The organism is Bacteroides xylanisolvens, from assembly GCF_018289135.1.
GTDB lineage: Bacteria > Bacteroidota > Bacteroidia > Bacteroidales > Bacteroidaceae > Bacteroides > Bacteroides xylanisolvens.
The window spans coordinates 6204697-6231388 of record NZ_CP072216.1; the positions used below are offsets into that span (position 1 = coordinate 6204697).

Annotated in this window: 12 protein-coding genes; all 12 read left to right on the forward strand. The window is 39.5% G+C overall.

Features of this window, described 5'->3' with window-relative positions; translation table 11 throughout:
- Positions 1-248 precede the first annotated feature (248 nt).
- The gene (locus tag INE92_RS25140) at positions 249-2678 is read left to right on the forward strand and encodes a glycoside hydrolase family 88 protein (RefSeq protein ID WP_015532417.1); all 2430 of its coding nucleotides are present in this window, start codon (positions 249-251) and stop codon (positions 2676-2678) included.
- Positions 2679-2747: 69 nt separating this feature from the next.
- Positions 2748-3860, forward strand: a complete 1113-nt coding sequence (locus INE92_RS25145; protein ID WP_008645558.1) for a hypothetical protein — start codon at positions 2748-2750, stop codon at positions 3858-3860.
- A 180-nt stretch (positions 3861-4040) separates the two neighbouring features.
- On the forward strand, positions 4041-5726 hold the full coding sequence (locus INE92_RS25150) for a pectate lyase family protein (RefSeq protein WP_008645557.1): 1686 nt from the start codon (positions 4041-4043) through the stop codon (positions 5724-5726).
- A 99-nt stretch (positions 5727-5825) separates the two neighbouring features.
- Complete coding sequence (locus tag INE92_RS25155) at positions 5826-8087, forward strand: fasciclin domain-containing protein (RefSeq protein ID WP_032842379.1); 2262 nt, start codon at positions 5826-5828, stop codon at positions 8085-8087.
- Between the two features lie 20 nt (positions 8088-8107).
- Complete coding sequence (locus INE92_RS25160) at positions 8108-11359, forward strand: SusC/RagA family TonB-linked outer membrane protein (RefSeq protein WP_008645553.1); 3252 nt, start codon at positions 8108-8110, stop codon at positions 11357-11359.
- Positions 11360-11372: 13 nt separating this feature from the next.
- A complete protein-coding gene (locus tag INE92_RS25165; RefSeq protein ID WP_008645551.1) occupies positions 11373-12911 on the forward strand; it encodes a RagB/SusD family nutrient uptake outer membrane protein in 1539 nt (512 codons plus the stop codon).
- A gap of 17 nt (positions 12912-12928) precedes the next feature.
- Positions 12929-14635 (forward strand): DUF5108 domain-containing protein, encoded by a 1707-nt coding sequence (locus tag INE92_RS25170; RefSeq protein WP_008645548.1) that lies wholly within the window; start codon positions 12929-12931, stop codon positions 14633-14635.
- 3 nt (positions 14636-14638) lie between these two features.
- Complete coding sequence (locus INE92_RS25175; protein WP_008645540.1) at positions 14639-16309, forward strand: hypothetical protein; 1671 nt, start codon at positions 14639-14641, stop codon at positions 16307-16309.
- A 21-nt stretch (positions 16310-16330) separates the two neighbouring features.
- Positions 16331-19474 carry a SusC/RagA family TonB-linked outer membrane protein gene (locus INE92_RS25180; RefSeq protein WP_008645537.1) on the forward strand — a complete coding sequence of 1048 codons (3144 nt, stop codon included), beginning with the start codon at positions 16331-16333 and terminating at the stop codon, positions 19472-19474.
- Positions 19474-21156: a hypothetical protein gene (locus tag INE92_RS25185; RefSeq protein ID WP_008645534.1), complete on the forward strand. Its 1683-nt coding sequence runs from the start codon at positions 19474-19476 to the stop codon at positions 21154-21156. Before INE92_RS25180 ends, INE92_RS25185 begins: the two co-directional genes overlap by 1 nt.
- A gap of 121 nt (positions 21157-21277) precedes the next feature.
- Complete coding sequence (locus INE92_RS25190) at positions 21278-23389, forward strand: hypothetical protein (protein WP_008645533.1); 2112 nt, start codon at positions 21278-21280, stop codon at positions 23387-23389.
- A 16-nt stretch (positions 23390-23405) separates the two neighbouring features.
- A complete protein-coding gene (locus INE92_RS25195) occupies positions 23406-26669 on the forward strand; it encodes a DUF4450 domain-containing protein (RefSeq protein ID WP_008645532.1) in 3264 nt (1087 codons plus the stop codon).
- Positions 26670-26692: the final 23 nt, after the last annotated feature.

The following is a 26692-nucleotide window of genomic DNA, read 5'->3' on the forward strand; positions in this document are numbered from 1 at the left end:
ATAGGCGTGTGATGGGCTGTACACATATGAATTTACATAAGAAAGTCGAATTCTCCATATTCCTTTTCTTTAACTCTACCATGTAATGCGGTATCTTTGACATGTGCTTATTCAGTAAAATATTGAATCTAAAACTATAAAATACAATGAAATTCTGTAGAATTATTTTTTGTCTGTGGTTATTGGTCTGTTTCTTTCCAATAGGTATTCATGCAGATATACAACTTCCTTCTATATTATCAAATAATATGGTACTTCAGCAAAATGCGAAAGTACGTTTTTGGGGAAAAGCACGTCCCGGAGAAAAGATTTTGGTAAAGACTTCATGGGATCATAAGAAATACAAGGTGACTGCTTTAGCAAACGGTCATTGGGAACTGATGATACAAACACCGGCTGCTACTTCCGGACAATCTGTAATGTTGAAAGGTGATAATAGGATCCGGATCAATAATATATTAATAGGTGAAGTTTGGCTTTGTACGGGACAGTCAAATATGGAATTTCCCGTAGCCCGTAATCCGCAAGTGAAATGGAAAACAGGAATGTTGAATGAAGCGGAAGAAATGAAAGATGCTGATTTTCCGGAAATCCGCCTGTTTCATGTAGAGCATCAACTGGCACCTGATAGTGAGAAAGAAGATTGCGTTGGAAAGTGGGTGGTTTGTAATCCGGAGAATCTGAAAGACTTTTCTGCTGTAGGATTTGTCTTTGGACGTAAATTGTATAAAGAATTGAGTACACCGGTTGGATTGATTCAGTCTACTTGGGGAGGAACACATGCTGAATCTTGGACAAGTATGAAAGTGATGGAAAACAATCTGCTGTATGCTGATGTCTTAAAACAATATTCAAAAGAAAGGGTGAGTAGGGAAAAAGATAAGTGTAAGGTTCCGGCTACTTTGTGGAATGGCATGATTGCTCCTATAGTAGGGTACACTGTAAAAGGAAATATCTGGTATCAGGGAGAATCCAACTCTGTTCGTTATGAGAAATATCAGGAAGTATTTACTAACCTGATTAATAGTTGGCGGAAAGAATGGAATCAGCCGGATATGCCTTTCTATTTCGTACAGATTGCACCACATTACAAGCAACCGGCAGGTATTCGTGAAGCACAATTAAAAACATGGTTAAGTGGACTTGAAAATATTGGTATGGCAGTAGTGACGGATGCAGCCGATTCTACCGACATACATCCACGAAATAAAGTTGCACCGGGCGAACGGCTGGCAGCTTGGGCATTAGCAAAGCAATATGGTAAAAAGATTGTTTATTCAGGACCTCTCTACAAATCAATGAAAGTGAATGGGGGAGAAATTACATTAGATTTTGAATTTGCGGAAGGTGGCCTGCAGACACCCGGCAATGAACCGGTAAAAGGATTTTTTATTGCCGGCAATGATGCGCGGTTTTATCCGGCTGAAGCTGTAATTGATGGAAGTTTGATAACACTTTCTTCAACTTATGTCTCTGCACCTGTAGCTGTACGCTACGGTTATGGGACTTTCTTTAGAGTGAATCTGTTTAATAAAGCCGGACTTCCGGCAGTTCCTTTCCGTACGGATACTTTTTCTTCCGACACTTATTATCGTCTGTTTGCCGATTCGGAAATTCGTCGTTTTCCGGAAGCGTGGCAACTGGATCATGGAAAACGCCTGTATTTTGGTTATGCGCAAGGAGTAGGTTGTTGTGCGATGTTACAAGTTTGGAAGAAAACAGGAGACCGTAGGTACTTTGATTATGTAGAGGCATGGGCTGATTCTTTGGTAGACGACAAAGGAGAGATTCATTTATATAAGAAAGAAACCTATAATTTGGATTATATCAATTCCGGAAAAGTTCTTTTTGATTTGTACAATGAAACCAAAAAGGAGAAATATAAATTGGCTATCGAGAATTTGATAGATCAGCTAAAAAAGCAACCTCGTACAACAGATGGAGGTTTCTGGCATAAGAAAATATACCCTAATCAGATGTGGTTGGATGGATTGTATATGGCTTCTCCTTTTATGGCTCGATATGGAGCTGAATTTAATCGTCCGGAATGGATTGATGAGGCTGTTAAACAGTTCACTCTCTGCCATCAGCATACATACGATACCAAGACGGGACTTTATTATCATGCATGGAATGAGGACCGGAGCCAGCGCTGGGCTGATCCGGAAACTGGCCATTCTCCTAATTTCTGGGGACGTAGTATTGGTTGGTGGTTTATGGCTTTGGTAGATGCTTTGGAATATATTCCCCAAGATCATTCAGGCTATGCTGATATGATTAAATGGACGAAAGAATTAGCAGAAACTCTTTCAAAATACCAAGATAAAAATGGTTTATGGTATCAGGTAATTGACCAACCTTCACGTACCGGTAATTTCCCGGAAGCTTCTGTTACGGCGCAATGTATGTATGCCTATATGAAAGCTGTGAATAAAGGATACATTGATAGTCAGTATCGTGCTATTGCAGAAAAAGCCTTTAAGGGGCTGTGCAATAAACTGCTAATCTCAAATTCGGACGGAACATTGACATTGACAAGATGTTGCCAAGTGGGTGGATTAGGCGGTAAGCCTTATCGTGACGGTAGTTTTGAGTATTATATAGGAGAGAAAATGAGAGATAATGATGCTAAAGCAACAGGACCTTTCATTATGGGATGTATTGAACTGAACAAATAATATAGAAATAGAAATGATAGGAAATTTTCGACTACAGTTTCAATTAATGAACAAATAAAATGTAATACCATGAAAAAAGAACAAATTATCAAATCGATGTTATTTTTAATTATTCCTTTGCTTGCTATCTCATGTGATGGTAATGGCCTTATGGAATATGAAGAGACTGCATTGATGCAAGGAGATGTGCAGCAAGGACTGTTAAATGATGGGACAAGTGATAATACATGTATGGTTAATCTGAATTTATTCACAAAACCTTATTTTGATTATCAGTATAATACGGGTGATCATGTAGATGAGTGTTTTGTATATATTGATAATCAGGAAGATCTTACTAGATGCCTTTATCCACAAAGTGGAAAGAATGTAAAAGGTAATTTCTTGATACCTTTCGGAAAACATCGAATTAAATTGAATATAGAAATTGATGATGGTAAATCATATACATATCCGATTGAACTATGCAATGCTTTGGTAACCTTAAAGAACGGTGAAGCAAGTACGGTGCTCTACGATAGAATTATTCTTAAAAGAGCGGATTCTTCTTTCACAAATTCAGCCTTTACTGTTGAATTTGATGTAGATTTTCCTTATACTGAAAACAATGATTACACATTAGATATTACATTAGGATTTTATGATGAAACATACGACGATGGTTCTTCAGGTCCTTATGTAAACGGAAATGTTAGTGTTAATACTTATTATCAATGGAGATCCATTTTTGAACCAGCTAGGCCAACTGATATTGACTTTGTTCTTGGAATTGTATATAATTCTACTCAAAAAGAATATTGTTATAAAGGGTATTGTGAACAAGACTTTTCTATAGATAGGAATGGAATGGCTGTTAATAATGTAAGTTGGCATAAAATGGTAAGATTACCAAATGGTGATGATATTGGCTATAAATTATATTTAATAACAGGTATATGGGCTAAATTACAGTCAAATATTGATACTATGATTGGCGAAACAGAAGTTTCGTGGTATTCAGCTTATTATAGAGTAGAATGGGATGACGGAGAATATTCAGAATGGTATCCTATGGATGAATTAGACGAATCTTCAGTTAGGATAGATGCTACTATTGATTATTATCCTAATATTGAGATTGTATGTTTCAATACCAAAGAAATTCAGGATGCTTATGCATCACAATGGGGCATTGTACCTTAATAACTAAAAAGTCTTGATTTTTACGTATAAAGATGAGGATCAATATTAAAATAGATATTCAACTACTGATTACGTAAATAGCAAAATAATTAAGTATACTTGACAACGGATATACAATTTTTTAGGTTTGAATTTAATTTATTAATCAAATGAGTATTTATTAATTATTTTTTATATAAAATGAGAAACACAGCAACTTTTCAAAAAAAGGCATGTCCAATTGCCGTGAGATGCTTAACAAGCATTTTATATTTCTTTTTGTTTTCACTCTCGTCGTTAGCGGCTTGCGTGGATAAAGAACCTGTAGATGAGGAGGATGCAGATCCTGCTATCAATCCTTACAGTTCATATCTAGAGGAGGAAGAAAGTGGTGGTAATACAAGTTCTGGTCCGGCATTTCCTGTCTTAGCCAATTATGCACCGGCATTTCCGGGTGCAGTAGGATATGGTAGAAACGCTGATGGTGCACGTGGTAGTAACAACCGGGAAATTTATGTAGTAACTAATTTGAATAATAGTGGTGCTGGATCGTTAAGAGATGCTGTTAGTCAAGCAAACAGAATTATAGTGTTTAACGTGTCAGGTGTGATTGATTTGAATAAAGAAGTACTTGTGTTTAAGGACAATCAAACAGTCTTGTTTCAGACAGCTCCCGGTGATGGCATCGAACTTTATAATGGTAGGACTTCTTCCACCAATGCAAATAATCTGATTGTACGTTATATGCGTATGCGTACTGGTCGCCAGGTTAGTGGCAGTGACAACATAGACGCAGGAGGAGCTGCCTATGGGCATGATCAAATTTATGATCATTGTTCTTTCACATGGGGAACAGATGAATGTTTTTCACTCAATAATGACAAGCAACCGAAAGGTCTCTATAACATAACATTGCAGAATTCAATTTTAGGACAAGGATGCCAGAATCATTCTTGTGGAGGTTTAGTTCAAACTAGTGATGAAGAAGGAGTTACTGTTTTCCGAAATCTATTTATTGATAATAAAACTCGTAATTTTAAAGTGAAAGGATTGAATCAATTTGTTAACAATGTTATCTATAATTGGGGAAATGGAGCGGCTTATAATATGGGGGGGGAATCTTCAGGGCACTCTAACACAGTTATTGAAAATAATTATTTTATCAAAGGACCAGCTTATACATGGGTGAATACGTCATATCCTATAGAAACTACAGATAAGAGTATGTTCGATGATGAAACGAAATATCATTATAATGGAATAAGTAGTGACAATAAAAATTATTTGGTAGATACTTATCAACAAGTAAATCCAACTAAACCTTTTATAGGTGGTAATGGTGATGGTGATTTTGATACTTATTGTGTAGGTAATTATTATGATAACGATAAAGACGGCACATTAAATGGATTCGAAATCACTCAGGGTAATTGGCAAACCTATTGTAGTGCCACTCCTGTCTTTCTGAGTAAACCAGATAGCCAACATTCGGAAATCAGCATAAAAACTAGTGCTACAGAAGCTTATCATTGGATTGTTAAAAATGTTGGACCGGTTTTACCCAATCGTGATTTGGTAGATAAATTCATGATTGATGAACTGACTTCATTAGGTACTAAAGGAACAATTTTTAGAAATCAAAACATAGAGACACAATACCCTCTTGCCAAGACTTGGCAAAATATTAATGTTGGCACTGCTAGAAAAGATACGGATGGCGACGGCATACCCGATGATTTTGAGGACAAATGGGGGCTAAATAAAAATAATGCTGGAGATGCCGTTCGTATTGCAGAGAACGGATATACGATGATTGAAAACTATGCTCTTTCACTCGAATTCCCAGATGAGTATGAAAAGGCTTGGAATGAAGCATACGGTGAATAAATAGTGAAATACAATAAATAATGAAGATTATACATTATCAATTAATCTGAATTTTGAATAATGATAGAGAGAACTCCTAATTTTAAATTAATAAAAAAAATGAACAACAAAGTATTTTTACGGAGAATGCTTTGGCTGCTATGTCTTCCATTACTCTTAACTGCATGTAAAGATAGCATGGATGAGCACTATGAAGTACCTGATTGGGTAGCAGACAATGCATGGGAAGTGTTAAGTTCCGGTGAACACGGAAACTATTCTATTTTCTTGCAGGGGCTAGAGATTGCTGGCTACAAGCAAATGCTGGAGGGTAAAGCAATTTTAACTATTATTGCTCCAGACGACGATGCTTTTCAAACTTATTTGAATAAGAGAGGATTTACCAGCATCAGTGATATGCCTGTTAACGAAGTGAGTAAATTGATTGGGTACCACGTGCTCTATTATTCTTATAATAAGGAGAAACTAGTCAATTTCCGTCCAACAGGAAGTACGGAAACGGAAGAGGAGCAGAACATAAAAGCAGGATTGTATTACAAACACCGCACAAGAAGTAGCGATGCTCCTACTGTTGAGACAACCCCTACAGGGGCTTCTGTCATGGTGTATCACTTAGAACGTTATTTGCCTATATTTTCCTACCGTTATTTCCAGACGAAAGGTATAGATGCTAAAAATAATTACGAGGCTTTCTACCCCAATTCTACTTGGACGGGAGATGATGGTTTCAATGTATCTAATGCATCTGTAAAAGAATATGGAATTATTGCTAATAACGGCTATATTCATGCTGTTGATCGAGTCGTTGAACCGCTAGAAACGATTTATACGGAACTGAAAAATAAAGAAAAATACTCGACTTTCCTTGATTTGTATGATTCGTTTGGCGTTTACGTTGCAGATGATGAATTGAGTAAGTCATATGCTAAAGCATACGGAGTGGATACGCTCTATCAGTATCAGCATGGGGGATTGCCAAATATTGCTTGTGAATGGCCTACAAGCAGCTATTTGAATTTTACGGCGTTGACAGCTCTTTCTTATAGTATTTTTGCACCGTCAAACACTGCTATTAATAGTTTCTTTGATAGCTTTTGGAAAATCGGTGGTTATTCTTCTATGCAGGAAGTAGATGCGCTAGCGTTGAATTATTTCCTCTATCAATTTATTTATGGAGGTAGTATGTTATTCCCTGAAGAGTTAGGAGACGATGAATTGAAGAATTTGGCGGGCTCATCTCTTAATATTAATCCTGCTGCATTGAATGAAAAAACGATGTGTGTTAATGGTGCTCTCTATGGTATGGATGAAATTAAGGAACCTAGCACATTTGCTTCCGTTATCGGACCTTTGTTTCAATATAAAAGTGCACGTTCTTTTCTCTACGCATTGTTAGGGAGTTCACTGTTCTCTTCTTATGTGTCTGACTTGAGTAAATATATTGTCTTGGTTCCTACAGCCGAACAATTTGAAGCCTCTGGCATTCGGACGGTTTACAGTACACAGGGGTTGGAAGCAGAAGGAGATGATGGATGGGCGGAAATCAGCAATACTGCCAAGCAAAATATCGTGTATTTGCATTCAGCTAGTATCTCGAGTGAACAATCAAGTGAATTACCAGAAAGAGGAACGCGTGTGATTCCTACGGAGTCTACCTGGAACTACTGGTTCGTTAAAGATGGAAACATCACTTGTAGCTCAACTTTCAATCAACAGTTGAATCCTCAGTTCAATGGTACAGTTTTTACACCATTTACTAAACTTAAAAATGGAAGTAACGGAAGTACATATAGCTTTGATGCTGAACAATTGTTTGCAGCAGAGAGCGGGGATTTGGCTTATAACATTGCTATCTGTGCGGATCACAATTATCCCTATTACTGTTTTGCTCAGTTATTGCGTGAGGCAAATCTTATATCCAATCAGATTATGATGAATTTATTTGGTAAAGGACGGTTCGTTGCATTTATCCCGACTAACGATGCTATAAAGCGGGCATTGGCATCAAATAAAATTCCAGGAGCGATTGATGCTTCATTTGATGCTGAAGGTAAGTTAAGTGGTACATTTGATGCAAAAGAATTGGCAAATTATTTGAATTCCTATTTTATTACTGCTGCTCAAAACGTTATTCCATCTTATCCGTATATAGGATCCGATTTTAAAAGTGGGCGTTATTGGAGTGAACGTGTGGTACAGACGGAAGGAGCTACTGCACCGCAGCTAATTTATACAGATAATGGAACTTCACTAAGTATCCAATTGGAAGGTGGAAACAAATGTCAAGTGGTATCAGATTACGATTACTTCCCATTTGCATACGAAGGAGGTTGTTTCCATCTGATTGATGATGTCTTTTGATTAACAGAAAAACAGAGATTATGAAATTATTAAAATACATACTGATTGCTATCGTATTCGCAGCAACTACTGGCGAAGCTTTCGGACAAGCGAAAGTCCTCTCTGGAAAAGTGACCGAGATGTTCGGGACGACAGCAGAACCTATGATAGGGGTGAACGTAAATATTCTCAACTCCCAAAACCGTTCTTTAGGTGGTACTGTCACAAATCTGGACGGTATTTATAACCTTCCGATCCCGAATGAGAACAATCTGATCATCGTTTTTTCTTATATTGGAAAAAAGAGTGAAAGAATCAAATACAACGGTCAGACACGGTTGAATGTTGTCCTAAAAGATGATACACAGACCATTAATGAAGTTGTTGTGCAAGGAAAACGAATCGAACGGAATGACTTAGGTATCAGTGCTAGAGAACAATCTTCTGCAACGCAGAAGGTTAGTATGGAAGATTTGGTGGCTGTTGCTCCTGTAACTTCCATCGAAGATGCCTTGCAAGGACAGCTCGGTGGTGTGGATATTGTATTAGGTGGTGGCGACCCTGGAGCACGTGCTTCCATACAGATTCGTGGTGGTAGTACACTGAATGCTAATGCAGAACCACTGATTGTAGTAGATGGAGTTCCTTATCCGGCAGAAATTGATGATAATACTGATTTCTCTACCATCAATAATGACGATTTGGGTGCCTTGTTGAATATCTCTCCGCAAGATATTGAGTCTATCGAAGTGTTGAAAGATGCAGCAGCTACTGCCGTTTGGGGTACTTCCGGTGCCAACGGTGTATTGGTTATCAAGACTAAGCAGGGGGTACAAGGGAAAACACGTTTTAGTTTCTCATCCAAATTTTCCGCTAAGTTTGAGCCGGAAACCATTCCGATGTTGAACGGTAACCAATATTCTGCTTTGGTATCTGAAGCGTTGTGGAATAGTGCCAATTATATTGGTCTTGCCAACTCTACCAGCTACTTGCAAATGCTTTACGGTTCTCCTGAGATCGGTTATCAGCCGGATTGGACATATTTTGACGAGTATAACCAGAATACAGATTGGCTGTCCGAAGTGCGTCGGAATACTCAGTCATGGGAAAATACGTTTTCTATGAGTGGTGGTGGTGAAAGAGCGACTTATCGTTTTTCTTTGGGTTATTTGGACGAAGGAGGTACGACTGTCGGAACCGATTTCAGCCGCTTGAATTCTTCATTGAATGTAAATTATAAGTTCTCTGACAAATTGAATTTTTATGCACAGTTCTCTTATACTCAATCTGAGAGAAATAATAACTATTATAATGTACGTGGGGAAGCTTTCCGCAAAGCACCGAACAAATCACCTTACTACATTGACGATGAGACAGGGAATCGTACATCACAGTATTTCAATCACAATGAAAATTCTACATTGGATCCTGCTTTTAATGGTGATAAGTACTATAATCCTATTGCTATGGCAAATGAGAGTGTCAACCGAACCATACAGCGGGAAAGTAAAATGAATTTTCGTATTAAATATGACATTTTGAATGGACTGACTTATGAAGGATATGTTAACATGAATATCCGTAATACTAAAGGGCGTATGTTTTTGCCACAGGTGGCTACTGGTCTTGCATGGACAGACAAAATGTCAAATCGTAGTACGGATACCTCTTCTGACTTATTAACTATAAATACGGAAAATAAGTTGATGTATCGCAAAAACTGGAACGATAAACATGCAATTATCGCGACTGCAGTATTCCGTACTACGGAAACGAATAAATCCAGCTATGGAAGCGAAACTTCTGGTAACGTATCTTCAGGACTTGCTGATCCTACCATTGGAAGTGCTGTACGCAAAATTAGTTCTGGTGATTCCAAAACACGCAATATTAACGGTGTAGCTTTAATGAACTATACCTTATTGAACCGTTACATTATCAATGCTTCACTAGGTATGGAAAGCAATTCGACCATGGGTAAATCGGAACGTTTTGGTATGTTTCCTACTGTTGGTTTAGCTTGGCATTTGGCAGATGAGAAATTCATGGATTTTTCGAATGACTGGATGGATGAGTTCAAACTTCGTTTTAGTTTGGGACAGACCGGGAATTCAGCCAGTGGTGCTTCACTCTATCTGGGTTCTTATGCTTCCGGGAATAACTACATGGATATGAGTGCCATTACTCCGAGTTCTATGCAACTTAATAAACTGAAATGGGAAACAACAACCGAATATAACACAGGGCTTGATGCTACTTTCTTAAAAGGCAAACTTCGCTTTACTGTTGATGTCTATCAGAAATATGTAAAAGACCTGTTACAACCAAAGGTAAAGATGCCGACCACTATCGGTTATGGAAATGGTTATCAAATTAGCTACATGAATTCCGGGAAAATGACAAATAAAGGATGGGAATTCCGTGTTGACGCTGTTCCGTTCCAAAACAAAGACTGGCGTGTGGGAGTCTACTTCAATATTGCCCACAATGAGAATAAGATTACGGAAATGCCTGATAATTATATCGAAGAGAATTATACTTTCGGTAATGGTAATTACGCATATCGTAGAGAAGAAGGTCGTCCGATGGGATCGTTCTATGGTTATCGTTACAAAGGCGTTTATCAAAATAAAGACGCAACTTATGCACGTGACATTGAAGGTAACGTGATGAAAGATATTTCCGGTAATGCAATTGTTATGAGGAATGGATCATATACCGTGGCTCCCGGAGATGCAATCTATGAAGATGTAAATCATGATGGTGTTATCAATCAGTACGATATAGTCTATTTGGGTAATTCAAATCCGAGACTTACAGGAGGTGCAGGACTCAATGTCAGCTATAAGCAGTTTAAGTTATCTGCTATTTTCTATGGGCGTTACGGGCAGGATGTGGTTAACGCTACTCGCTTGAATAATGAGTCTATGCGTGGTATTGATAACCAAAGTACGGCTGTCCTCAGACGTTGGCGTAATGAAGGTGATCAAACCGACATTCCACGTGCACTTTATGGAGAGGGGTACAATACACTAGGATCTGATCGCTTTGTTGAAGACGCTTCCTATTTGCGTTTAAAATCCTTATCATTCACCTATCGTTTGCCGAAGAAAGCGATTCAGCGTTGGGGATTCAACAATATTGATGTGTACGTAACCGGATACAATCTTTTCACATGGACTAAGTACACAGGGCAGGACCCAGAGGTAAAGACTGAGAATACGTATGCCAGAGATACAGCCACTACACCTGCTTCTATTCAGCTTGTTGCTGGCTTTAATTTAAGTTTCTAAAAGATTTACGAAAATGAAAAAAATATTTACTATATTGTTACTATTCGGTGGCTTATTAATGAGCGGATGCAGCGATTGGCTCGATGTACAGCCTAAAGATAAACAATCCACCGATATGTATTGGGAATCTTCCGAAGATGTAGAGGCAATTCTTGCACAAGGTTACAGTCGTTTGCGTGATTGCGTTCCCTATATCATAGATTGGGGGGAATTGAGAGGAAGTTCCGTTATTGTTCCGGTAAGATCGACTCCGGCTGGTCAAATTCAGAATTTTACAGTATTGCCCAGTACATCAGCCGTTCAATGGGGAACATTCTATCAAGTAATCGGTATGGCAAATGCTGTATTGAAATATGCACCAGGGGTAATTGAGAAAGACGAGAGTTACTATCAATCGCAAATGGATTCACATTTGACGGAAGCTTATTTCTTGCGTGGACTGTCGTATTTATATTTAGTACGCAACTTTCGGGAAGTTCCTTTGATTACTGAACCTTATGTAGACGATGCCATGCCTACTGACGTGCCAAAGTCTTCCGAAGTGGAGATTCTGGAACAAATCAAAAGTGATGTACGTGCAGCATTGGCAACTGATGCCGCTAAAGAAACATTTAACGGAACATGGGCTACTAAAGGACGTGCTACCAAATGGGCTCTATATGCACTAATGGCGGAAACCTGTCTTTGGGCGGAAGATTATGAAGAATGTGTTACATACGCTGATTACTTGATTAACTCCACAGCTCCCATACGTCCCGTGTTTATGTCAACACCTGGACAATGGTACAATATATTTTATCCTGGTAATAGTAATGAATCTATCTTTGAGATACAGTATGACGAAACGAATTATGCACAAGGAGGCGGAAGTCCGTCAAAACTTCTTCCTTATGGCTCTGACGTCACGGTCAATACTTATATGTATTCAGAACCGATGACTATCCGCTTGATAAATGAATTCTACCAAAATCAGGATGAAGTAAATCGTACCTATTATGGTTCGTTTGCTGGTATAACTTATACCAGCTATCCGGAAAATGGTATTATTTGGAAATACTCAGGGTTGGGTGTAGCCGATCGGGAAGCAGTACGTACAATTTTGGATGCCAACTATATTATTTATCGTATGGCAGATGTGATGTTGATGAAAGCGGAAGCTTTGATTCGTATTGGCGGTTCTGCCAATTGGACAGAAGCATTGGCTATCATAAATAGAATACGTGAACGTTCTGAGTTGAGACCACGAGATGAAGTCAGTGCGGAAAATATTAATGAAGCTACTGAGGAAATATTGTTGGAAATGTTGCTGGACGAGCGGGATATGGAATTTGCTGCAGAAGGAAAGCGCTGGTACGATCTGTTACGATATGGCAAGCAACAGAACTTCAAATATAAAAGTCGCTTCAAAATACTTATAATGGAGAATAATCTTACCGCGGAAAGCAGATGGTTGGGCTCTGTTTTAGACAACGACAATGCTTGGTATTTGCCAATTCCTGCCAGTGACATATCCACCAACTCGTTATTGAAGCAAAATCCTTATTATGAATAATTAAATAACGATATGCAATGAAAAAAATGAAAAAAATATACTGGATGCTGTTCATTATTTTATGTGCAGCTTGCAATGATCCGTATGACGGAGATACATATGTTGTTTTCGATATGCAGCCTGCAGGAACTTATTTGTCCAACAGGTCAGACGACTTTTCCGAATGGATTCACATTATGAAGTATGCAGACTTGTACAATGCTGTAAATCAGGCAACACAGTCTTTTACACTTTTTGTACCTAATAATGCTGCTGTAAAAGAATTTTATAATCGAAAAGGAGTTTCTTCCATTGAAGATTTGGGTACAGAGTATGCACGTAGCCTAGTGTCCTATCACATAGTACAGGATACCATTAGTCAGGAAATTTTCATAGAGAAGGAAGGGGCATTAGCAAAAAGGACCGTTTCTGATGATGTCTTGATGGTATCTTTCGGAAGTGCGGAAGTTGGAGGTGGTGGTATGCAGTCTGTTTACTTGAATAATGAAGCTCATGTAATAGAGTTTGCAAATAAGGTATCTAACGGTTATGTATATGTATTGGAAAATACGCTGACGCCACTTACAGAAAGTGTATATGCTCGTATATCTGAAAGCGGACGTCCCTACACAATTCTGAAATCTGCAATGGATGCTACAGGAGTGGGTGCGGAATTAGATGTTATATATGATGATATAGTAGATGATTTGGGTCAGACCACTCAGCAGAAACGCAATTATACATTGTTGGCAGTATCGGACGATGTATTCAAGGAAGCAGGTGTCAACAGTTTGCAAGACTTGGTACAGCTGTTGGGAGCAGGCAGTGATTATACTAATCCAGAGAATGCATTGTATCAATATGTAGCTTATCATGTTTTGGATGGAAGCTATGATTTGAGTAAATTACGTAGCTTTGATACACCGGACGCAACCTCCAAAATATGGAATACACTGAATGCTGGAAGCGTGATAAGAATCAGCAAAGAAGACAAGATATTCTATTTGAACTACAGGGATGAGAATCGAGCTTGTTTTGTAGAAGACTATTGTAATTTACAAGCTAAAAATGGTTATATTCATCAAGTTTCTTCTTACTTGCCTGTGGCGGAAGCCGAACCGGAAACTGTTTTGTTTGACGTATGCAATTATTCTATTATTGGCGATTGGATAGCGGCTGGTAACGGAGAAGATGGGATCAAATTCCAAGAATCTTTTGGTACAGCAGAGAAAAAGTGTGATGTTTCAGGTCTCAATTGTTATGAATATAGCCTTAATAATCCTTCTGGAACTTATGGTAGTTATTACAATGTCACTTATTTTACTACCCGAACCAATAATGGATGGAATACTGCAAATAATATGGATTTCCTGATGTTAAACTTGGGTAATACAGGTTGGGTTTCCATGCAAACGCCATCTATCATTAAAGGAAAGTACAAAGTGACATTACGATTTGGTTACGCCACTTCCATGGAATTTATAAGAACCAGTACAGGCGGCAGTAACGGAGGGAAAATGATTTTCAGCTTTGATGGAGAAAACTCTGTTACATGCGCTCCTTATACGACAGTTCCTTCTAAAACATTAGGATGTTATTCCTATGTGCTTTATCCTGAACTGGAATTTACAGAGACTTCTACTCACACTTTCCGATTAGTGATGAATGACCCTGCTGCAAGTAAAGACCCCAACTATCGTATACTTATTGATTACTTATTATTTGAACCTATATTTGACGAATAAATTATGAAAGCAAGAAAATATATATTTGGCATTGCTCTAATCGGATTGATAGGGAGTAGTTGTACCGACACATGGGATGAGCATTATGCCCAAGATACCAGTAAGGTGAATAATACGGAGATTTCTGTAGTTAATGCAACCATTACCGATTATTTGGCTCAGGAGCCTTCATTGAGCGATATGTACCAATTGTTTAACGAAACAGGTATGGTGGAGCAACTATTGGAGAAAGAACAGATGTACACTATTCTAGCTGTAGAATCAGGTATTGCAGCAGGGGATGATCCTATATATACTGCTCAAACCTATATTTCTGATGCATCCATCTCTCCTTCTAATTTGGAAGACGGACAGCGTATTTTGATGTGGAGTGGTAAGTATCTAAAGATTTCTACCACTTCTCCTGAGACTAGAGCAGTTGCCGGTGTTCGTTTCAACAATGCAAATGTTACTAAAGTTATTAAGCTAACCAATGGATATTTGTATTTATTGGATCAGGCTGTAGAGTCTCCGAGAAGTCTGTATGAAATTATTGAGAATTTGGGAGACGATTATTCTATTTTTCGTAATATGGTCAGATCACGTTATGTATTGACATTTGATAAAAATGCAAGTACGGTGATAGGAGTAGATAAGACGGGAAATACTGTGTATGATTCTGTATTTACCGTCAAAGCTCCTTATTTCGAGAATAGAAAATTCAACATCATGTCTGAGAATCTCACTGCTACTATGTTGCTCCCTTCCAATGATGTGGTGAATCAGGCCTTGAGTACCGCACGGAAAAATTTGGCTGATTGGAATATGGTACGCGCAGACAGCATCTTGGAGAATTGGGTGTTCCAAGCTGCTTTTTTTAACAACGTTTATAGCAAGGAAGATTTTGAAACAAACGAAGATCTGACTTCTGTATTTGATAAACAATGGCGTACTACTGTACAGGAAGTAGACCTTGAAAATCCGATTCCTATGAGTAACGGAACGGCTTACCGTGTCACAAAAATGAAAATACCGACTAACGTATTGATTTACCGTCTCAAGGAACTTTTCAGAAACTATGAATATCTGAGCGCAAGTGATAAAGAAAAGTATTTCAACACTACGAATCTTTCATTTGAAAAGATCAGTGAAACAGACGAAGCAACTATAAATGGATGGCCGGCATTAGGATTTCCCAAGATAGGATATAGGGTACTTTATTTTACTCTGACAGATTTGGAAAATAAAAATTATACGCTGGACTATACTCCGTTTAGAGGTGAAATGGTAGGAAAAGATTATGTCGCTACTTCATACAAAATTCCACCTGGAACTTACACGTTTGCTATGGGATTCCGGCAAGCTAAAGACTTGGGAGCGATTGATTTTTCAATTTTCAAAGATGGAGAGGAAATTAAAGTTGGTACTTTTTCACAGTCTAAACTAAACAACAATTCTGCTCTCCATTATGACCGTGGTAAAGAAGGGGGATACCCGGAAAATATAGATGAAGCTGTTAAACAAGGATTTAAAGATAAAGCAAAATACGATCGTGACGGTGGTACTGTAGGCACAGTTACTATTCCAGGTGATAAAGCTTCTGAAATTGTGATACGCTTTAAAGGTTCTGGAAGCAACTTGAAACACGCATCGTTATATCATTGGTGCCTAAGACCAACTAAGGACTGTTATTAATCTTATGAAAATAAAGACAACATGAAAAAGATACAAGTTTTATTTTTCGCCCTGTTAATTTGCCTGTTCGCAGCTAATCTGTATGCGCAGGAACAAGGCAAAATAAGCGGTAAAATATTATCTACCCTGAATATTCCGATTGAGGGTGCGGTAATCTCTGTCACCGGAAGTGAAGATGTCACTACGGACAAAAATGGAGTATTTCAAATTCAATGCAAGGATCCGCAGAAAGCCAATATTTCTGTTTGGGCTGCCGGGTATTATACAGTGTTTCAGGCGGTAAATAACCGTAAGGAGATGTCTATTATTCTGATTCCCGAATCGGAGTATAAGTATAATGAGACAACGGTGTTGCCTTTCCGTATTGAGACAAACGGTGTTACTACTTCCGCTGAGAATATTGCCAAAAAAGACTTTGTGCCTGCCGGCATGAAGATAGACCGTGCTTTGGCTGGACAAATTGCCGGTTTGCAGGTAACTCGTGGTAGCGGTATGCCTGGAGAGGGAAGTTATCTCAATTTCCGTGGAGTACGTTCGTTTGTGGGTAACAATGCTCCGTTAGTTGTTATTAATGGTATACCTCATATACCGGACGTGAATGATTCTCCGTTGATTAACGGATTGAGCCGTAATATTTTCCAAGCTTACAATCTGCAGGATATTCAGAATATTACAATTTTGAAAGGTGCAGAGGCTGCTTTATATGGTTCTATGGGTGCTAATGGCGTTATTCTGATTGAGACAGATGGTGCTAATTCGGACAACATGAATACGGAAATCAGTTACTATGGACAATTTGGTATCAATTGGAATAATAAGCGTATGCCATTATTAAACGGAATCAACTACCGTTCGTATTTGTCGGATATGGGTATGAGTTATTTCGGTAATATGGATGAGTTCTTTACTGAATTTCCTTTTATGAGTGATCCTAATAACAGCAAATATGCTAACTACTACAATAACAATACGAACTGGCAGGATGAAATCTACCGGAGAGGATTCGTAACGGAGAATCTGTTTCGGGTAGAAGGTGGTGATGCTATCGCTAAATATGATTTATCTTTGGGGTACTCTAAAGAAGATGGAATATTGAAAAGTACCCAGCAGAATCGCTACCATACCCAGTTGAACGGAAACTTCTTGGTGAGTAAGAATTTTGAAGTCTATGCTACTGTCGGATTGGCATATATCAATGGCAATTATCAGGAACAAGGAATGAATATGCGTACCAATCCGTTACTCACTGCTTATGCACAGTCTCCGTTGCTGGCCCCTTACCAAAAATCTGATAATGGAATATTTACTCCGGTTTATTCTACCTATTATTATGGAATTAGCGAGAATATGGCTTATGCCGTAAGTAATCCGCTGGCTATTGTTAATACATTAGATGCGAGAAGTCGGCAGTATGACGTCAATATCAAAGCTGGTTTCAATTATAAAATGTTTCCCGGATTTTCTCTTGGTGGTGTGTTTGGGTTGTATTATAATTACAATAAAGAACACATTTTTGTTCCGGGACGTACGGATCTTACCATTGTTCCTATCACCGACTCATATGGTACAGAAGAAAATACGATACGAGAAGGTGTAGCGGAAGCCACTAACTACTTTTATAATTTAAATGCGCGCTACAACAAGTTGTTCAACAGCCGTCATGCACTGAACGTTATGGCAGGATTCCAGGCAATGACTACTTTGCAGGAATATGACGGAGCATATGCCCGTAACACTACTAATGATTTCTATCAGGTGTTGGGATCTGCAAATGCTGTTGGTCGTTATTTCGATGGTTATCAGAACAAATGGAACTGGGCGAATATCTATGCTCATGTCGACTATACTTATAATAATGTTCTGAATACTGCATTCAATATGGCAATTGACGGTTCTTCTGCCAACGGAAGATATACAAATCATTTCCAGGTATATCCGTCAGGTAGTGCCACCTGGATGATGAAAAACATGTCTTTCCTGATTGATAAAGATTGGATAAATCGTCTGGATATTCGCGCGGAATATAGTCTGATGGGAAACAGCCGTTTTTCTTCCAATTACGGAAAGTCGTATTATAGTAGTTCACCATATATGGCAGTGTCAGGTATTTTGCGTACACAAATTCCGAATACACACTTGAAACCTGAAGTAACTTCACAAATGAACTTGAGTTTGGACGCAAGTATTTTAAGAAATCGTATTAACGTAGGGGTTGATTACTATCGTGGAAGAAGCAAAGATGTTATTATGAACATTAGTAAATCTGCAGTTTATGGTACGTCTGCTTATTATGCAAACATCGGTAAGATTGACAATAATGGAGTAGAGCTTTCTTTACAGGCTTCACTTGTTCGCCTGCGTGATTTTGAATGGATTGTCGGAGGTAACATTTCTTTTATGGAAAGCAAAATCAAGTCGTTAGGTGGCAAGGAACAAGAAGTAATTGAATATGAAGACGGTTCCATGTTGGTGAGTCGAGTAGGAGGTAATCCATATGAGTTTTACGGACTTCAGGCAACGGGTGTTTACTCCACTCAGTCGGAGGCAGAAGAGGCAGCATTGCTGAACAGTAGTAATCAGCCATACCGTGCCGGTGATGTACGTTATGTAGATCAGAATAATGATGGTCGGATCGATTCTAAAGATTATGTATCTTTGGGTAGTGCTACTCCTGATTATTTTGGAGGATTTTACACCAACATCCGTTACAAACAGTTTGCTTTAGCTGCTGAGTTCTCATATTCAAAAGGAAACGAAGCTTACAATGCAGTAAGACAGACATTGGAATCAGCTTCATCTTTTTCCAACCAAAGTGTTGCTGTAGCCAATCGTTGGAGTGTGGAAGGACAAGTGACCAATATTCCGCGTGCCAATTATGGAGACGCTATTGGCAATAACAAATTTTCTTCTCGCTGGATTGAAGACGCTTCTTATTTGCGCATGAAGAGTGTTACGTTAAGCTATAGTTTTGATAAGCCAGTTTGGAAGTTCTTCCGTTCCGGCACACTGTATGTGACAGGAGAAAATCTGCTTACTGCTACTAAATACTTGGGACTGGATCCGGAATTTGCTTACTCGTCCGGTAATAGTGCAATACAAGGATTTGATTATGCGAAAGTAATGCAACCGAAATCTGTCAAATTGGGTATTAACTTGAAATTCTAATGATGAAGATGAAAAAAATATTATTAAATGTCGCTTTCATTCTAGCGGCTACCTTATTGGGAGGATGTGATGATTTCTTTAATCCCGATACGGATGTTACACTCGATAATGAGGATTATATATCGGAAGAAAGTGAGATGTACTCCGGTTACATTGGTATTATGACTAAAATGCAAGCTATTGGAGACAAGGTGATTTATCTGAATGAACTTCGTGGAGAAATGGTGGTGCCGACTGCAACGGCACCCACTGAACTCTATAACTTGTATAATTATGATGATGATTTGAGTGGTAATTCGTATGCAGATCCTTCCGGATTTTACGAAGTGATTAATGCTTGCAACGATTATCTTCGAAAATTGAAAACATACGAAGAAAATAATTCTATTAACGAAAGCCATTACAAGGCGTTGGTCAGCAGTACGCTACGTGTTAAGACATGGATGTTTATGACAATTGCCAAAATCTATGGAGAGGTAGTTTGGGTGGATAAACCGATGACTTCATTAAGAGACTTGTCAAAGTTTGACGTGTTGAATCTTGATGAAACAATGGTTGCTTGTAAGAATTTGTTAGACATTGGTTTTGATAACATTGATGGAACTTATGAAACGGCTTGGAAAGACTGGGTAGATCCGGACACAGAATTAGCGAACAGTGAATATCGTCGTTGGGATATGATGACTCCGCCTTATTATGCTTTATATGCAGAGATTTGCTTGTGGTTAGGTAGATACCAGCAGTGTATCAATATGATACTTAACAAAATGAATAGTATGTATGAAAAGACCAACAATCAATCTATTGCTTTTTTACGTAATGATATGTTGTTCAGTCATTATAATAATTTTTTTAATAATGAGACACCGTATGATTATGAATCTGCATCAGCAATCATGTATGACTATCAAAACAGACAGACGAACAATCTGTTGAAACATTTCGATTCTGATTATCCGAATAAATATTGGTTAGCACCGGCCGAAGTGGCAGTTGAACGTTTCAAAGACAATGAATTCGATCCGCTGGGTAATCAAACCAAAGATTTCCGAATGGATCGTACGGTTTATGATTACAATGGAAAATGGGTGGTTTGTAAATTTCGTCCGATTTCCAGTCCTTTGCGTGCTGCTTATCGTGATGACGTATTTGTGTATACTTATCGAGGGGCAGACCTCTATTTCATGTTGGCGGAAGCTTTCAATCAGTTGGGTAGAAGAGCGGTAATAGACGCTTTAATTAATGTTGGTGTTAGTGGGTATATTAGTGAATTCGACGTTAATGAAGAAGGAACTTATTCTGGTAACTGGTATGGGTTTACCCCTCATTGGACAAATGCTAGTACCGTATACAATTATTCAAATGGAACTTCAGGAATCGCTAGCCGTAAATATGGTGACAAGGGGATTCGTGGAACGGAAGTAAGTTATAGTGGTTTAGGATCACGTACCTTTACCTCCGATAAGCAAAACAATGACGAAGAAATATTGAAAGAAATGATGCTGGAAATGGCATGCGAAGGAAAAGTTTATCCGGCTATGATTCGTATGGCAAAACGTTATAATGATAATAGTTTCATGGCGAAGTATATTTCGGAAAAGTACGAAACTACCGGCAATGCTGAAGACATTCGTTCCAAAATAATGAATGGAGACTATTTTATCAAATGGAATTTAAAATAAAGATCCTCAAATCATCCTTTGGATTGGATTATTAGGGTGGAGTGACGCGGGTTTTTGAATGAGAATCCGCGTCATTTGTTTCAAAAATAAATACTTTTGTAAATAACAATAATAAAGAATCATGAAAACATTCGCAGTATCTATTGCAGCACTTTTTATTTGGACAGCTTGCGGAGATGGAAATCAGCCGATAATTGACCGCGAGGCATTAGTAGAAAGGAATAGTCCTGTTGTGACGGCATTCGATTCATTAGCTTCACTTTCTGTAGGAAATGGAGAGTTTGCTTATACGGTAGACATAACCGGATTACAGACGTTTCCGGACAATTATAAAAAAGGAGTTCCGTTGGGAACGCAGAGCCAGTGGGGTTGGCATAGCTTCGCCAATCCGGACCGGCTTACTTCGGAAGAAACCCTGAAAGAATACGATTTTGGCAGGGGAAAGAAAGAACTTTACGCTACTCAATTCAAAGAAGAAGGCAGACAGCAGGATGCCGCTAATTGGTTTCGTGTCAATCCGCATCGTCTTCATTTAGGAATTGTCGGTTTTGACGTGGAGGAAGGTACGGATATTGAACAGGTAACTGATGTTCATCAGAAACTTTGCTTGTGGGATGGAAAAATCGAAAGTCGGTTTAAATTAAACGGTGAAGATTATCAAGTAGAGACAGTCTGCCATCCTTCTAATGATATGATTGCTGCAAATATTACCTCTAAGGCGCATACCGGGATTTGTTTTCGCTTTCCGTATCCTACGGGCGCTCATTGTGATGATGCATGTAATTGGGAAGCCGTTGATAAACATACAACGACTATTGTTACTCAAAATGAATCTTCCGCAGTTTTGAAACATACTTTAGATAGCATAGAGTATTTCGTAACTTTGTATTGGGAAGGGAAGGCTACTTTCAATGAGAAAGCAAAACATTATTTTGTCCTGACTCCGATGGACGATCATTTAGCTTTTGCATGTGCTTTTACTAGTACAGCTCCTTCAATGCAGCCTGTTACTGTAGCACAAACTCAAGAAGAAGCAAAAAACTATTGGAATTCGTTTTGGAAGGAAGGTGCAGCTGTTGACTTTTCGGCATGTACAGACCCACGGGCCAAAGAACTGGAACGACGTGTGGTACTTAGCCAATATTTGCTTGCTATTCAGAGCGCAGGTACTACTCCTCCGCAAGAGACGGGGCTTACCTATAATTCGTGGTTTGGCAAATTCCATCTTGAAATGATCTGGTGGCACGAGGCTCAATTTGCTCTTTGGAATCGTAGCAACTTACTTGACCGTACATTAGGCTGGTATGAAAAGGCTGAACCGATAGCGCGTCAAATAGCTCAAAGACAAGGGTTTGATGGTGTTCGCTGGATGAAAATGACCGATCCTTCAGGAACAGAAGCCCCTTCCAAAGTAGGAAGTTTTCTGATTTGGCAACAACCTCATTTAATTTATTTGGCAGAATTACTTTATCGTGCTGATCCGACTAAAGAAGTATTGGAGAAATATAATCGTTTGGTACAGGAGACTGCAGAATTTATGTACTCTTTTGCTACATACGATGAACTGGAAGGACGTTACATATTGAAAGGTGCCATTCCTGCACAAGAAACGTTGCGTGCTGCAGAAACAGTTAATCCTCCTTTTGAACTTTCTTACTGGCATTTTGCCATGCAGACCGCCCAACAATGGCGTGAACGTATGGGACAGCAACGCAGTTTGGAATGGGATGAAATGATCGATAAACTTTCCCCTTTAGCATCTAATAATGAAGGACTTTATCTGGCTGCTGAAACAGCCATAGATACTTATAAAGATATTCGTTATACTTCCGACCACATGGCAGTATTAGGTGCAGTCGGTATTCTTCCGATGAATAAACTTATCCGGGAAGATTATATGAAAAATACATTGCACTGGATTTGGGATAACTGGAATTGGGGTAAAACCTGGGGATGGGATTATCCGATGACGGCTATGAATGCTGCCCGTTTGGGTGAACCGGAAAAGGCCGTCGGAGCTTTACTGATGGACAAACGTACAAACACATACTTGCCGAATGGTCATAATTATCAGGACGGTCGTTTACGTATTTATTTACCGGGTAATGGCGGCTTGCTGACTGCTATTGCGATGATGTGTGCCGGTTGGGACGGATGTACGGAGACTAATCCGGGATTTCCGAAAGATGGAACTTGGAATGTCCGTTGGGAAGGATTGAAGCCATTACCATAATCAAACACAAAAAAATATGAGTTATTTTCATCTGAATCTTATTTTACAAGGAAAGCTGACTGTTTGTTGCCTCTTGATGTTGTCGGCGATGCCATTAAATGCTCAAAGAGAGGCAAAGCAGATCGGTGACTTTAAAGAATCCATCTCCTTGAATGAACATCTGCGAGGTACAAAAAGGACGTTGCAATATCGTCCCGATGGTGATGAGTTTGTTTGTGTCAATGGTAAGAATCGGTATACCCGTGCTTTGTACGGTAGTCACAGTCCCTTTCGGGTAGAAACAAGTGACCGGCCGGTTTTTGCTTTTTATAATAACGGACGCGGAGGAAATATAAGTTTCAAAGTCATTCTTCGTGACGGAACAGAATTGGCGCTTGACTGCACCGGGCATTGTGAATCCCGTTATTCGGCTGGAAAACGTACCTATTATTTGACAGACCCGTCTTGGGGAAAAGGAGAACTGCGTATTTCTGTATTGGCATTAGCCGATATGGATGGAGCTATTTGGCGTTTTTCTCCTTCGAATATGCCTAAAGGAGCTATACTTCGTTGGCAACATGGGGGAGCTACCGGAAAACGTTTGAGTCGTAATGGAGATATGGGGGTAGACCCGGCTGATTGCTTCGAACTTCCTGCCGAAGCGACTGACCTTGTCACAGGTGAACTTTCTTTGCAGAAAGAAGTATACTTGGTACGTGGGGAGGTTTCCGAAGGCTATAATGTCCGTAAACTTTATCAACAAGCGGAGGCAGCCTCTTTGGTATTGGCTTCTCATTTGAAGATAGAAACGCCGGACCCTTATTTGAACACGTTGGGTGGTGCATTGGTCGCAGCTGCCGATGGAATTTGGGACGGACAGGTTTGGTTGCACGGTGCTATTGGCTGGCGTATGCCGTTAAGTGGGTGGAGGGCCGGATATACCGGTGATGCTTTAGGTTGGCATGACCGGGCACGGACTCATTTTGATGCTTATGCAGCCAGTCAGGTGACTGATGTCCCGAATACAATACCTCATCCGGCACAGGATTCTACAATGAATCTGGCGCGTTCGGAAAAACGTTGGGGAACTCCTCAATATAGTAATGGGTATATTTGCCGGAATCCTGGACGTAACAACCAGATGCACCACTATGACATGAATCTTTGTTACATGGATGAATTGTTATGGCACTTCAACTGGACGGGAGATACTGCGTATGTCCGCAAAATGTGGCCTGTGATTACCCGCCATCTAGCTTGGGAAAAATTAAATTATGATCCGGACAATGATGGTTTATATGATGCATACGCTTGTATTTGGGCAAGTGATGCGCTTTACTACAACAGTGGCGCAGTCACCCATTCGTCGGCTTATAACTACCGTGCCAATAAAATGGCAGCTTTTCTTGCTTCTTTGATAGGCGAAGACCCTTCACCTTATCAGAACGAAGCCGAGCAAATATTGAAAGCGATGAATAAGCGTCTTTGGATGCAGGGCAAAGGTTGTTGGGCGGAATATCAGGATTTTATGGGACATCGCCGGCTTCACGAAAGTCCGGGATTATGGACTATATACCATGCACTCGATAGCGACGTTGCTGATCCTTTTCAAGCTTATCAGGCTACACGGTATGTTGATACGGAAATACCACATATCCCCGTGTATGCCGATGGACTGGAAGAGGGGTATGCAACGATTGCCACTACCAATTGGTTACCTTATTCCTGGAGTATCAATAATGTGGCTTTCGCAGAGGTAATGCATACAGCTTTGGCCTATTTCCAGGCAGGACGTCCGGAGGAGGCATATCGATTGATGAAAAGTTCATTTCTGGATGGTATGTACTTAGGTAACAGTCCCGGCAATTTGGGGCAAGTCAGCTTTTATGATGCTGCCCGTGGAGAGTGTTATCGTGACTTTGGAGATCCGATAGGGGTAGCTTCCCGATTACTGGTACAAGGATTGTATGGCATTTTACCCGATGTATTGAACGGGAAGATGGTGATTCGTCCGGGATTTCCCGCAGGATGGTTAAAAGCTTCTATTTCTTTGCCTGACATAACCTATCACTTTGTCAGGGAGAATGATACGGATATTTACCGGATAGAGCAACGTTTTAAGGCGCCTTTGGCATTGACATTACAAGTGAATGTCGGAAGAGAAAGGATTCATTCTGTGAAAGTAAATGGGAAAGAAGTTGACTGGAGCTTTGCGGAAGCTGCTTCTGGTTATCCGGTGGTTGTTATTCCTGCTTCTTCTGCCCAAAAAGCAATTGTCGAAATTGTGTGGAAAGGAAACTGTCTGAATCCGGTTTTGCCTGAAATACAGGCGGAGGCTTTAGCGGAGATCCGTGTTCCATCCATTTTAGGGGCGGTATTCGGTGAAATATATGATCCGCAGGGAGTGCTGATACAACCGAATGTTAGTGATACATCTATAAGAAGTAAGGTCAATGATCATTTGGGGCATCATACATTCTTTGTTCGCATGAAACAAGGACAGATGGAATGGTGGCAGCCTGTAAACGTACAGATTACGAAATCGGAAAAAACATCAGTCATTCTTCCTTTCTCACAGGTGAATACGTCAGAGTGCCGGGTGATGAATATGGATTCTTTGTTCAATGCGAATGTGACTGATATTTTCCGGAATGAGTATCTGACACCCCGTTCGCCTTATACCACTTTGCAACTTCCTGTTCAGGGCATTGGCGAGTGGTGCCATCCCAAATTAACTGCTGATATTGATGATGCAGGTTTGCGTGCCTTGGTACGTGATGAGATGCTGACTACCAAACTGGGTGTGCCATTCCGAACATTGGCTCAAGGAAGCAATATTGCTTTTACTTCGTTGTGGGATAATTATCCCGACAGTTTGAGTATTCCGCTTTCCGGTCGGGCTTCTCATGCCTATTTAATGATGGCAGGCAGTACCAACCACATGCAGTGTCGCATTGCTAATGGTATTGTTCGTGTATACTATACAGATGGAACTTCTGATGTATTGGAATTAGTGAATCCGGATAACTGGTGTCCTATTGAACAGGATTTCTATGTTGATGGTCAGGCATTCACCGTTGTTTCTCCCCGTCCTTATCGCATTCATTTTAAGACGGGTTTGGTTAGCAATGACTTGGGAAAGGACTTAGGCATAAAGGGTGTTTATGGACGTTCCATCGAGGGGGGAGCAGGTGTACTTTTGGACATGCCTCTGAATCCTTCCAAAGAGTTAAGTCATCTGACGTTGGAAACACTTTCAAACGATGTTGTTATCGGTCTGATGGGAGTTACATTGCAATAAAATAAAAATAACATATTAATAAA

What these genes read in the sequence shown, in the direction of transcription:
- INE92_RS25140 (WP_015532417.1), top strand. Translation starts at nt 249, where the DNA reads ATGGTACTTCAGCAAAATGCGAAAGTACGTTTTTGGGGAAAAGCACGT.
- INE92_RS25145 (WP_008645558.1), top strand. Translation starts at nt 2,748, where the DNA reads ATGAAAAAAGAACAAATTATCAAATCGATGTTATTTTTAATTATTCCT.
- INE92_RS25150 (WP_008645557.1), top strand. Translation starts at nt 4,041, where the DNA reads ATGAGAAACACAGCAACTTTTCAAAAAAAGGCATGTCCAATTGCCGTG.
- INE92_RS25155 (WP_032842379.1), top strand. Translation starts at nt 5,826, where the DNA reads ATGAACAACAAAGTATTTTTACGGAGAATGCTTTGGCTGCTATGTCTT.
- INE92_RS25160 (WP_008645553.1), top strand. Translation starts at nt 8,108, where the DNA reads ATGAAATTATTAAAATACATACTGATTGCTATCGTATTCGCAGCAACT.
- INE92_RS25165 (WP_008645551.1), top strand. Translation starts at nt 11,373, where the DNA reads ATGAAAAAAATATTTACTATATTGTTACTATTCGGTGGCTTATTAATG.
- INE92_RS25170 (WP_008645548.1), top strand. Translation starts at nt 12,929, where the DNA reads ATGAAAAAAATGAAAAAAATATACTGGATGCTGTTCATTATTTTATGT.
- INE92_RS25175 (WP_008645540.1), top strand. Translation starts at nt 14,639, where the DNA reads ATGAAAGCAAGAAAATATATATTTGGCATTGCTCTAATCGGATTGATA.
- INE92_RS25180 (WP_008645537.1), top strand. Translation starts at nt 16,331, where the DNA reads ATGAAAAAGATACAAGTTTTATTTTTCGCCCTGTTAATTTGCCTGTTC.
- INE92_RS25185 (WP_008645534.1), top strand. Translation starts at nt 19,474, where the DNA reads ATGATGAAGATGAAAAAAATATTATTAAATGTCGCTTTCATTCTAGCG.
- INE92_RS25190 (WP_008645533.1), top strand. Translation starts at nt 21,278, where the DNA reads ATGAAAACATTCGCAGTATCTATTGCAGCACTTTTTATTTGGACAGCT.
- INE92_RS25195 (WP_008645532.1), top strand. Translation starts at nt 23,406, where the DNA reads ATGAGTTATTTTCATCTGAATCTTATTTTACAAGGAAAGCTGACTGTT.